Source organism: Streptomyces sp. MB09-01, assembly GCF_033794505.1.
Classification (GTDB): domain Bacteria; phylum Actinomycetota; class Actinomycetes; order Streptomycetales; family Streptomycetaceae; genus Streptomyces.
This window is the reverse complement of record NZ_JARAYQ010000093.1, coordinates 17,578-29,053: the sequence shown is the minus strand read 5'-3', so window position 1 is coordinate 29,053 and position 11,476 is coordinate 17,578. Positions and strand designations below refer to the sequence as shown.

Genomic DNA, 11,476 nt, shown 5'->3' with positions numbered 1-11,476 from the left:
GCCGGAACCCGCCCCGGACATCTCGGCCGGGTACGCCCCGCTCGTGGCTCCCGGGTACGACACCGGGCCCCGGTACACCGATCACATCACCCCGGGCCGTCCCCAGGACCGCCCCGAACTCCAGGCCGCCGCGCGGGCCGGAGCCATCGCCGCCTACCGGGCCGGGGCTCGGGCGGCCGCCGCCAAGGTCGGCGAGCAGCGCCCGACCGGTCCCATCGTCGTCCCGGACCAGAGGCCGCAGGGGTCGACCCTGCCGCAGGGATACTCGTACCCGTACGGCGGCCCGGAGACCTCCTCCGCCCCCTGGCACGGCGCGACCCCCCGCAACCACCAGGCGCTGCCGGCCCCGCAGGTGCCGGACCCGCCGGAGCCGCAGGAGTCGCCGGAGCCGGACGACCGGCAGGCCCCGGGAGGGCAGCAGGCCGGACCCGCGGCACAGCCCGGGCCCGCCCCGGCGGCGTGGAGCCGGGCCGAATCCCCGGCGGCGCCCGCGCTGCCCGCCCGGCTCGCCCTGCCCCAGGGCTACCGCCAGGCGGAGGCCCCTGACCGGCCGACCCCCGCGTCGGCTCCCGCCGACGGGCCGCAGCCCGCCGGTCCGGGACCCGCCCCGGCCACGGGCGGCTGGGCCGGGCCCCGGACCGGTCTGGACGCCGAGCGGGCGCGCCAGACGCGCATGGCCGTCGTCGGCGCCGTCACCGAGCGGTGGGCACCCGAGCAGGCCGGCCCCGTCCTCGGGCACTGGCAGCTGGCACCCCCCGTCGGGCCCGCCACCGATCTGTGGGCGCTCGGCGCGCTGCTGTACCGCGCGGTGCAGGGGCACGCCCCGTACCCCGAGGACAGCGTCGCCGAGCTCGTCGAGCTGGTCTGCGCCGAACCGCCCGCCTTCGCGGAGGAGTGCGGGGCGCTCCGCCCGGTCGTGGAGTCGCTGCTGCGTCAGGACCCGACCGAGCGGCCCGACTTCGAGGAGCTCCGCGGCTGGCTGCGTTCGCTCGTACGGTCGGCCCCCGAGCCGGAAGCCGGCTTCGGGGTGCTCCCCATGCCGGCGGCGGATCCCGCGCGGCTGCCCGTCGTGCGCCGCCGCGGCGAGGTCCACGGGCGGCACCGCAATCCCGCGGCCCCCCGCAAGCCGCGCGCCCTCGGCCGGACCCTGCTCGTCGGCATCCTGGTGCTGCTGGCCGGGGCGGTGGCGTACGCGATGCTGTTCATGCCCCGCTCCGGTACCCCGGAGCAACAGGGCGACGCCCGGGGGAGCAGCGGCCAGCCGCAGTCGAAGCCGAGTCCCTCGCAGGTTCCCACCGGCACGCCCGAGTCCAGGCCCGCGCCGCAGACGACCGCGCCCGCCGAGCCGCCGGCCGCCCCCGCTTCCGCCCCTCCCGGTTACACCACCCAGCAGGACCCGGAGCACTTCGAGATCGCCGTGCCCAACGGCTGGGAGCGGCGCGGGATCAACGAGGCCGGCCAGGTGCGGTACACGGACGGGGCGTTCGTGCTGACCGTGGTCCCCGGCCGGGACAAGGTCCAGGGCAACCCGGACCCGGCGGCGTACCAGAAGGACAAGGAACCGGAGCTGACCCCGTACCGCACCTCCACCTGGTCGACCGTCGGGGACGTCAAGACCACGAAGGTGGGCCAGCAGCTTCGGGCCACGGGCCGCTACACGTGGATCGACGGGACCGGTCGCAACGTCTACGCCCGCAATTTCGTCGTCGCGCTGGGCGGCAGCTACCACGTCGTCCTTGTCACCGGCCCGGAGGACGAGCAGTCCAAGGTCACCGAGGTCTTCGAGAAAGCCACGACGAGTTACAAGTCGGGCGGTTGAGCGGATACTGACGACGGATCAGTACGGCGATTGCGTCACAGTGCCGCCTTTCGGCGGCCGGGCGGTTCCGGCAGCCCCCGTGAGCTCCGTAATCTGGCCGTAAGTGCAGAGAGCGGCGGGATTTCGTGGAACAGCAGACAGGTGGGGGCGCCGTGCTGGCGGGCCGGTACCGGCTCGTCGAGCCGATCGGCCGGGGCGGCATGGGCAAGGTGTGGCGCGCGCATGACGAGCTGCTCCACAGGACCGTCGCGGTCAAGGAACTGACGGCGGGTCTGTACGTCTCCCAGGCCGACCGGGACGTCATGCACGCCCGGACGCAGAAGGAGGCGCGGGCCGCGGCCCGGATCCAGCATCCGGCGGTGGTGACCGTGCACGACGTGCTGGAGCACGACGACCGGCCGTGGATCGTCATGGAGTACATCGACGGCCCCTCCCTCGCGGAGGCGGCCAAGGCGGCCGGGCGGATCGAGCCCCGCGAGGCGGCCCGGATCGGCCTGCACGTGCTGGGCGCGCTGCGCGCCGCGCACGCGGTCGGCGTACTGCACCGGGACGTGAAGCCGGGCAACGTGCTGCTGGCCAAGGACGGCCGGGTGCTGCTCACGGACTTCGGGATCGCCGCGATCGAGGGGGACTCCTCGATCACGCGGACCGGCGAGATCGTCGGCTCCATCGACTACCTGGCTCCCGAGCGGGTCACCGGCGGGATCCCCGACCCGTCCTCGGACCTGTGGTCGCTTGGCGCCACCCTCTACACGGCGGTGGAGGCCCGCTCGCCGTTCCGCCGTACGTCGCCCATCTCCAGCCTGCAGGCCGTGGTGAACGACGAGCCGCCGGCGCTGCGCCAGGCCGGGGCCCTGGGTCCGGTCATCACGGCGCTGCTGCGCAAGGACCCGATGGAGCGCCCCTCGGCCGTGGAGGCCGAGCGGATGCTGCTGGAGGCGATGGAGGGCCGGGAGCCGAAGGCGGCGCAGGCGTACGTGCCGACGCGCTCGGTGACCCAGGACGAACTGGCCCCGGCGCAGGAGCCGTCCGCCGAGCCGGCCGCGCCGGCGGAGCGCGCGCAGACGGCCGAGCGGACGACCTCGCAGACGGCTCCGCTGCCGGAACCAGCGGAGACCGCGCCGGTACCCGCACCCGCGGACCCGGCGAAGGGCTGGCTCAAGCGGGCCGCGGGCATCGCGCTGGTGGCGGCGCTGCTCGGCGGCGGCGGCGTGTTCGGGGTGCTCAAGTACACCGGGGACCCGGGGAGCGGCGGCGCGGACAAGAACGCGAGTGCCCCCGACGTGCAGCCCGAGGACGGGAAGCCGCAGGCGGCGGCCCCGCCGGCCGGCTACAACAAGGTCACCGACCCCATCGCCGGCTTCACCCTGTTCGTCCCGGAGGGCTGGACGCGCAAGGCGAACGGCGACCAGATCGACTACACCCCGGACGACGGGAAGCACTTCATCCGGATCGCCATCGACTCCAGCCCGGACTACGGGACCCCGTTGGAGCACCTGGTCGACCTGGAGAAGCAGGTGGCGAAGCGGACCGACTACAAGAAGGTGCGGCTGAACCAGAACACCTTCCGGGACAGCACCCGGGCCGCGCTCTGGGACTTCAGCTGGACGGAGAAGCAGAACCACCCCGGTCCGCGTAGGGCCAAGGAGCAGATGTACGTCGCCCAGGACGGCACGGAGTACGCCATCTACATGTCGAGCCCGGTCGCCGACTGGGCCACGACCGAGCAGCAGTTCGACATCGTGCTCAGCGGCTGGGAACCGCCCGCCAAGAAGCCCTGATCCCGGCATCCTGCCAGCGATCACTGGCGGAAATGGCAAAATCCGGTTACCGACGGGTACCCAAAGGCTTCCGGGCGCAATACGCTCACCGCCATGACGGACTCGCAGGCCCCGGCCCCCCTCCGCACCGCACCGGAACCCACCAACCCGGTCGCCCCCGCCCCGGCCGGTGCCCGCACCGCCGCCGACGTGGTGACACCCGACCTCGTCGCCCGCCTCACCCGCGGAGTGATCGGTTCCGGACGCACCGCCAACCACACCCCCTTCACCGGGGACCGGCTCGCGGAACTCCCCGAGGCCACCCCCGAGGACGTGGCCGAAGCCTTCGAGCGGGCCCGCGCCGCCCAGCCCGCCTGGGCGGCCGTCCCCGTCGCCAAGCGGGCGGCCGTGCTCCTGCGCTTCCACGACCTGGTCCTGGACCGGCAGGCCGAGGTCCTCGACCTGATCCAGCTGGAGACCGGCAAGGCCCGCCTGCACGCCCACGAGGAGGTCCAGGCGGTCGCCGTCGCCGCACGCCACTACGGCCGCAAGGCCCCCTCGTACCTGCGCCCCAAGGGCCACACGGGCGCCATGCCCACCCTCACCAAGGTCACCGAGCTGCGCCAGCCGCGCGGGGTCGTCGGCCAGATAGCGCCCTGGAACTATCCGCTCGAACTGTCGGTCGGCGACGCCCTGCCCGCCTTCGTGGCGGGCAACGCCCTCGTCATGAAGCCCGACACCGAGACCGCCCTGACCGCCCTGTGGGCGCGCCACCTGCTGATCGAGGCCGGTCTCCCCGCCGACGTCTTCCAGATCGTCCTCGGCGAGGGCCCGGTCGTCGGCCCCGAGGTGGTCCGGCACGCCGACTACGTCTCCTTCACCGGCTCCACCCGCACCGGCCGCGAGGTCGCCCGGGGCGCCGCCGACCGGCTCGTCGGGGTCTCCCTCGAACTCGGCGGCAAGAACGCCATGCTCGTCCTGCACGACGCCGACGTGGAGAAGGCCGCCGCCGGCGCCGTCCGCGCCTGCTTCTCCTCCGCGGGCCAGCTGTGCATCTCCATCGAGCGGCTCTACGTCCACGCCTCGATCGCCGACGCGTTCGTCGAGCGGTTCGCCGCCCGCACCAAGGCCATGCGGCTCGGCAGCTCGCTGGCCTACGGCGCCGACATGGGCTCCCTGGTCGGCGAGCGCCAGCTGGAGACCGTACAGCGGCACGTGGACGAGGCCGTCGCCAAGGGCGCCACCCTCGTCGCCGGCGGCACCGCCCGGCCCGACATCGGCCCGCTCTTCTACGAGCCCACCATCCTCGACGGCGTCGAGTCGCCCATGGCGGTGTGCGGCGAGGAGACCTTCGGCCCGGTCGTCTCGATCTACCGCTTCACCGACGAGGACCAGGCCATCGCGGAGGCCAACGCCACGGCCTACGGCCTGAACTCCAGCGTCTGGACCAAGGACGCCCGCCGCGGCCACTCCGTCGCCGCCCGCCTGCGCACCGGCACCGTCAACATCAACGAGGGCTACGCCCCCGCCTACGGCAGCGCCCAGGCGCCCATGGGCGGCATGAAGGACTCCGGCCTCGGCCGCCGCCACGGCTCCGAGGGCATCCTCAAGTACACCGAGGCCCAGACCGTCGCCCACCAGCGGCTGCTCCCGATGGCCCCCTCGCTGGGCATGGACGACGAGAAGTACGCGGCGTTCATGACCCGCAGCCTCAAGATCATGAAGGCCCTCCGACTGCGCTAAGGGGTATCCGTGTCGCACGACGACGCATCCGACGCCGCATCCGACGCCGCATCCGACGCCGCATACGACTACGACGTCATCGTCATCGGATCGGGCTTCGGCGGCTCGGTCTCGGCCCTGCGCCTGACCGAGAAGGGGTACCGGGTCGGCGTCCTGGAGGCAGGGCGCCGGTTCACCCGCGAGAGCCTGCCGAAGAACAGCTGGGACCTGCGGAACTACCTGTGGGCCCCGGCCCTCGGGCTCTACGGGATCCAGCGGATCCACCTGCTCGGCAACGTCATGGTGCTCGCGGGCGCCGGCGTGGGCGGCGGCTCGCTCAACTACGCCAACACCCTGTACGTGCCGCCCATCGCCTTCTTCGAGGACCGGCAGTGGGCGTCCATCACCGACTGGCGCGCCGAACTCGCCCCGTACTACGACCAGGCCCAGCGGATGCTCGGCGTGCGCCTCAACCCGACCATGACCCCCTCCGACGTCCACCTCAAGGCGGCCGCCGAGAAGATGGGCGTGGCGGACTCCTTCCACATGGCCCCGGTCGGCGTCTTCTTCGGAGACGGAGAGGATGCCGAGGGCCACGCAAAGGTCCGGCCCGGCGAGGAGGCCCCCGACCCGTACTTCGGCGGCGCCGGTCCCGCCCGCAAGGCCTGCACCGAATGCGGCGAGTGCATGACCGGCTGCCGGCACGGCGCCAAGAACACCCTGAACGAGAACTACCTGTACCTCGCCGAGCGCGCCGGCGCCGTCATCCACCCCATGACGACCGTCACCGCCCTCGCCGACCACCCCGAGGGCGGCTACCGCGTCCGCACCGTCCCCACCGACGGCCGCCGCCGGGGCAGGGCCAAGGTGCTGCGCGCCCGCCACGTTGTCGTCGCGGCGGGCACCTACGGCACGCAGACCCTGCTGCACACGATGAAGGACCGCGGGGAGCTCCCGCACCTGTCCGACCGGCTCGGGGAACTGACCCGGACCAACTCCGAGGGCCTGGTCGGCGCGCAGACCGACGACCGCCGCTACCGCAAACGGCACGGCGACGGCCCCGGCAAGGCGCAGCGGGCCGACTTCACCCGGGGCGTGGCGATCACCTCCTCCGTGCACCCCAACGCCGACACGCACATCGAGCCGGTCCGCTACGGCAAGGGCTCCAACGCCATGGGGTTCATGACCGTCCTCCAGGTCCCCCACAGCAGGCACCGGGTCCGCGCCTGGCTGGCCAGGACCGCGCAGCACCCGCTCCAGCTGGCCCGCTCGCTGTCGAACCGGCGCTGGTCGGAGCGGACCATCATCGGCCTGGTCATGCAGTCGCTGGACAACTCCCTGACCACGTACCGCAAGCCCGGCGGGATCGGGAAGGGCCTGCTCACCGCACGCCAGGGCCACGGCGCCCCCAACCCGGTGCAGATCGCGGAGGCCACCCGGGCCGCGACCCTGCTGGCCGAGGAGATCAACGGCTTCCCGGGCAGCAACATCGGCGAGCTGATGGGGACCCCGCTGACCGCGCACTTCCTCGGCGGCTGCCCGATCGGGGCGTCGGCGCAGGAGGGCGTGGTGGACCCGTACCACCGGCTCTACGGGCACCCGGGCATCTCGGTGGTCGACGGCTCGGCGGTCTCCGCGAACCTCGGCGTCAATCCGTCGCTGACGATCACGGCACAAGCGGAGCGCGCGATGTCGTACTGGCCGAACAAGGGCGAGCAGGATCCGCGGCCCGAACAAGGGGCGGCGTACGTACGCCTGGAGGCGGTGGAGCCGGCCCGTCCGGCGGTCCCGAAGGAGGCCTTCGGCGCCCTGCGCTTGCCGTTCCTGGCCGTCCCCGAGATTCCGCCGCGCCGGTCATGACAGCGGCGGGTACCGCGCTCCCCCTCCGAGCGCGGTACCCGCCGCGGTACATAGGTGACAGATGTTCAGCCTTGAAGGTTGTACCGGAATCCGTCGGGCCGGGCTGTGGCGTCGATCACACGGTGAAGTGTGCAACTGCGACTGATCTTCGACAGTCAACGGCTGCATGAGAAAGCGCATCTCCTTGCTGGCTGCCTGTGGCCTCGCGGCCGTCGCGCTGGCCACCACCCCCGCACACGCAGCGGACCCCGAATTCCGGCTGGCCGGCCCGGCCGAGACCGGCCTGCGCCCCCACCCCGGCGCGGGCGCCGAGCCGCAGAAGACCTCGGTCGAGTTCCGGATCTTCAACGACACCGCCAAGACCTTCGACCGCCAGAGCACCTTCACGATCGACCTGACCCCCCTCAAGGGCGTCGCCGACGTCACACTCGCCGAGCACCAGAGCTCGGACTGCACGCTCACCGCCACCGCCGTGACCTGCAAGCGCTGGGCGCTCTGGACGGGCGACTCCACCGTCGTGGACCTGAAGCTCAGCGCGGCCAAGGACAGCAAGACCGGCGCGACCGCGGACCTGACGATGACCGGCAAGGCCGAGGGCGCCGCCATCAAGGCCGCCACCACCAAGGTGCGGGTCGGCGGCCCCGACCTGGTCATGGAGCCCGCCGCGCTCAAGGCGGAGCAGAAGCCGGGCGACAAGCAGGCCCTGCCGATCGTCTTCGCCAACCGGGGCACGGAGTCCGTCCAGGGCGTGGTGCTGGAAGTGCGCACCACGCACGGCATCGGCCTGGTGGAGCAGTACGGCAACTGCTCCTACTCCGAGGACACGGGCTCGGGCCAGCCGTGGAACACGGGCTGGACCACGGTGCAGTGCCTGCTCGAAGGCGAGTACGAAGCGGGCAAGCTCTACGGGGTGGACGGCCCGCTGACCCTCAAGGCCGCCCCGCACGCCTTCGCCGACGCGCTCACCTACGCGGTGTACGCGAACGGCGAGCAGCCGAAGGCCGAGAAGCTCCGCAAGCCCTCCGCCGGCAAGCAACTGACCGCGAAGCCGCGGGCGCCCAAGGCCTCCGCGCAGGCGGTGGACCTCGACCCCTGGAACAACCTCCAGGAGTTCGACTTCGCGACGAAGAACACCGCCGACTTCGTGGCCGCGCCCGTGTCCCTCAAGGGCAAGGCCGGCGAGACGGTGCGGGCCGACCTCGGCTTCCGCAACAACGGCCCGGCGTGGGTGGCCCACCTGCGTTCCGGTGAGGACGTCGCCCGCACGGACATCGTCATCCCGGCGGGCGCGAAGGTCACCAAGGTGCCGGCCGGCTGCCAGGGGGTCAACGCCGACGGCACCCAGCGCGAGCAGACCCTGGGCGCGCCGCGCTACTTCTGCTCCACCGGACACGTCGTGGGGGAGAGGGAGAACTTCGCCTACCCGTTCGAGCTGAAGATCGAGACGGTCGTCCAGGACGCCAAGGGCTCCGTCTCGGTCGGCCAGTGGACGCCCGGTGGCACCCAGCCCCAGCGGTGGGACCCGAACCACGCCAACAACAAGGCGGCCCTCGTGATCAACGCGAAGGGCGGCGGCACCACGCCGAGCCCGACGCCCACGGCCTCGGCCACCCCGAGCGCCTCGGCGACCCCGACGGCGACCGCCTCGCCGACCTCGGGCAGCGGCACCGGCACGGGCACGACGGCGAACGGCGGCCTGGCCTCCACCGGCACCTCGGCCGAGGCGATCGCCTTCGGCGGCGCGGCGCTGGTGGCCGCCGGCGGCGCCCTGGTCCTGGCGTTCCGCCGCAAGGCGGCCGGGCGCGTGTGACCCCGTACGCGGGTGACCCGTACGCGCGCGATCGCGTCCGCGGGTGACCCCGTACGCGCGCCATCGCGTCCCCGGGTGACCCCGGACGCGTGACGACGCAGAACGGCCGGCCCGGGGCGTCCCCAGGGCCGGCCGTCCTCCAAGGGGTGACCGGGCTGCTGTCCCCTGCCGTCCGGTCACGCGAAGGAGCGAGGTCCCACGACGCACGCTCCACGGGGCGCACGTCTCATCGCTCCAGCGGAGCCACGCGTGGTGATGCGGTCCCGCGGCTGGCTGCCGCGGACATCCTCACCAACGAGGGGCCGCGGGGGCGGTCACGGTCCGGACGGGTGACGAACAGCCGTCACACGCGGCCCCGGCACAGCTCCAGCACGGTCATGGCGAGGGCGGTGCCGGGCTTCCCGAGGGCATCGCTCCAATGGGAGAGCACCTCCATCTCGCGGGACAGGTGCACGCGGCGCCCGCCCGACGAGATCCTGGCGTCCTGGATGACCGTGGAGACGGCCATCCGCTCCTGGATCAGTCCGATGATCCGGTCGTCGATGGCGTCGATGCGCATCCGGGAGTCGGCGATCAGCTGCTCGGGGGTGGTGGTGATCGTGGTCATGGTCATCTCTCCTGTCGGGTGGGGCCCGCAGGTCCGGAGGAACGCCAGAGCGCCCCGGTCCTGTCGGACCGGGGCGCTCTGGGAAGTCAGCGGCTCAAGCGAGCATCACGATGACCCATGGCGACCGGACCGGCCGGTGCCATAGGTAAAGAGGAAGCTCAGCTGCTTGCGCATGGACTGGATTATTACCTTCCGTTCCGCTCCGGGCCAACCTGATTCGGATGGTGAGACGAAGAGGGGTGCGGGTCCCCCGTTAGAATTGACAAAACAGCCCCCTCTTCCGCCGGAAGGCCGCCCCGTGCCAGAAGCACCCTCCGCCGCCCACGACAGCGCCCCGGACACGGTTCTCGTCGTCGACTTCGGCGCCCAGTACGCCCAGCTCATCGCCCGCCGCGTCCGCGAGGCACGGGTCTACAGCGAGATCGTGCCGAGCTCGATGCCCGTCGACGAGATGCTGGCCAAGAACCCCAAGGCGATCATCCTCTCCGGCGGTCCGTCCTCCGTGTACGAGGAGGGCGCCCCGCAGCTCGACCGCGCGATCTTCGAGGCCGGCGTCCCCGTCTTCGGCATGTGCTACGGCTTCCAGCTGATGGCGGTCACCCTCGGCGGCCGGGTCGACAACACCGGTGCCCGCGAGTACGGCCGCACCCCGCTGGCCGTCTCCAAGGCCGGCTCCACCCTCTTCGAGGGCACCCCCGAGAACCAGTCGGTGTGGATGTCCCACGGCGACGCCTGCTCCGCCGCCCCCGAGGGCTTCACCGTCACCGCGTCGACGAACGTCGTCCCGGTCGCGGCCTTCGAGAACGACGAGAAGAAGCTGTACGGCGTGCAGTACCACCCCGAGGTGATGCACTCCACGCACGGCCAGCAGATCCTGGAGCACTTCCTCTACCGCGGCGCGGGCCTCGCCCCCACCTGGACCACCGGCAACATCGTCGAGGAGCAGATCGCGGCGATCCGCGAGCAGGTCGGCGACAAGCGCGCCATCTGCGGCCTCTCCGGCGGCGTGGACTCGGCGGTCGCCGCGGCCCTCGTGCAGAAGGCCATCGGCTCGCAGCTCACCTGCGTCTACGTCGACCACGGCCTGATGCGCAAGGGCGAGACCGAGCAGGTCGAGAAGGACTTCGTCGCCGCCACCGGCGTGCAGCTGAAGGTCGTCGACGCGCAGGAACGCTTCCTGAACGCGCTCGCCGGCGTCTCCGACCCGGAGACCAAGCGCAAGATCATCGGCCGCGAGTTCATCCGCGTCTTCGAGCAGGCCCAGCTGGAGATCCTGCAGGAGGAAGGCCCCGCGGTCGCCTTCCTCGTCCAGGGCACCCTGTACCCGGACGTCGTCGAGTCCGGCGGCGGCACCGGCACCGCGAACATCAAGTCGCACCACAACGTGGGCGGCCTTCCCGACGACATCGAGTTCGAGCTCGTCGAGCCGCTGCGCCAGCTGTTCAAGGACGAGGTCCGGATGGTCGGCCAGGAGCTCGGCCTGCCGGACGAGATCGTCCAGCGCCAGCCCTTCCCGGGCCCCGGCCTCGGCATCCGCATCGTCGGCGAGGTCACCAAGGAGCGCCTGGACCTGCTGCGCGAGGCCGACGCCATCGCCCGCCACGAGCTGACCGCGGCCGGCCTGGACCGCGAGATCTGGCAGTGCCCGGTCGTCCTGCTCGCGGACGTCCGCAGCGTCGGCGTCCAGGGCGACGGCCGCACCTACGGTCACCCGATCGTGCTGCGCCCCGTCTCGTCCGAGGACGCGATGACCGCGGACTGGACGCGCATGCCGTACGAGGTCCTCGCCCGGATCTCCACCCGCATCACCAACGAGGTGCCGGAGGTGAACCGGGTGGTCCTGGACTGCACGAGCAAGCCCCCGGGCACCATCGAGTGGGAGTAGTCCCCGCCACGGC

The 11,476-nt window shown here is 72.5% G+C and carries 6 protein-coding genes and 1 pseudogene; 6 read left to right on the top strand and 1 reads right to left on the bottom strand.

Features of this window, described 5'->3' with window-relative positions:
* The 5 genes and pseudogenes from PV721_RS20445 to PV721_RS20425 form a co-directional block, all read left to right on the top strand.
* Window positions 1-1,819, top strand: a pseudogene (locus PV721_RS20445) (serine/threonine protein kinase); the annotation flags it as partial.
* A 125-nt stretch (window positions 1,820-1,944) separates the two neighbouring features.
* A complete protein-coding gene (locus PV721_RS20440) occupies window positions 1,945-3,600 on the top strand; it encodes a serine/threonine-protein kinase (protein WP_319726456.1) in 1,656 nt (551 codons plus the stop codon).
* Window positions 3,601-3,693: 93 nt separating this feature from the next.
* On the top strand, window positions 3,694-5,322 hold the full coding sequence (locus PV721_RS20435; protein ID WP_319726453.1) for a succinic semialdehyde dehydrogenase: 1,629 nt from the start codon (window positions 3,694-3,696) through the stop codon (window positions 5,320-5,322).
* A 9-nt stretch (window positions 5,323-5,331) separates the two neighbouring features.
* Window positions 5,332-7,161, top strand: a complete 1,830-nt coding sequence (locus tag PV721_RS20430) for a GMC family oxidoreductase (protein ID WP_319726451.1) — start codon at window positions 5,332-5,334, stop codon at window positions 7,159-7,161.
* A gap of 166 nt (window positions 7,162-7,327) precedes the next feature.
* Window positions 7,328-8,971 (top strand): LPXTG cell wall anchor domain-containing protein, encoded by a 1,644-nt coding sequence (locus PV721_RS20425; RefSeq protein WP_319726449.1) that lies wholly within the window; start codon window positions 7,328-7,330, stop codon window positions 8,969-8,971.
* A 343-nt stretch (window positions 8,972-9,314) separates the two neighbouring features.
* Here the strand turns inward: PV721_RS20425 and PV721_RS20420 are convergent, their stop codons facing one another.
* Window positions 9,315-9,578 (bottom strand): chorismate mutase, encoded by a 264-nt coding sequence (locus PV721_RS20420; RefSeq protein ID WP_319726447.1) that lies wholly within the window; start codon window positions 9,576-9,578, stop codon window positions 9,315-9,317.
* 298 nt (window positions 9,579-9,876) lie between these two features.
* Between PV721_RS20420 and guaA the strand changes: the two genes are divergently transcribed.
* Window positions 9,877-11,463 carry a glutamine-hydrolyzing GMP synthase gene (gene guaA / locus PV721_RS20415; protein ID WP_319726445.1) on the top strand — a complete coding sequence of 529 codons (1,587 nt, stop codon included), beginning with the start codon at window positions 9,877-9,879 and terminating at the stop codon, window positions 11,461-11,463.
* Window positions 11,464-11,476 lie beyond the last annotated feature (13 nt).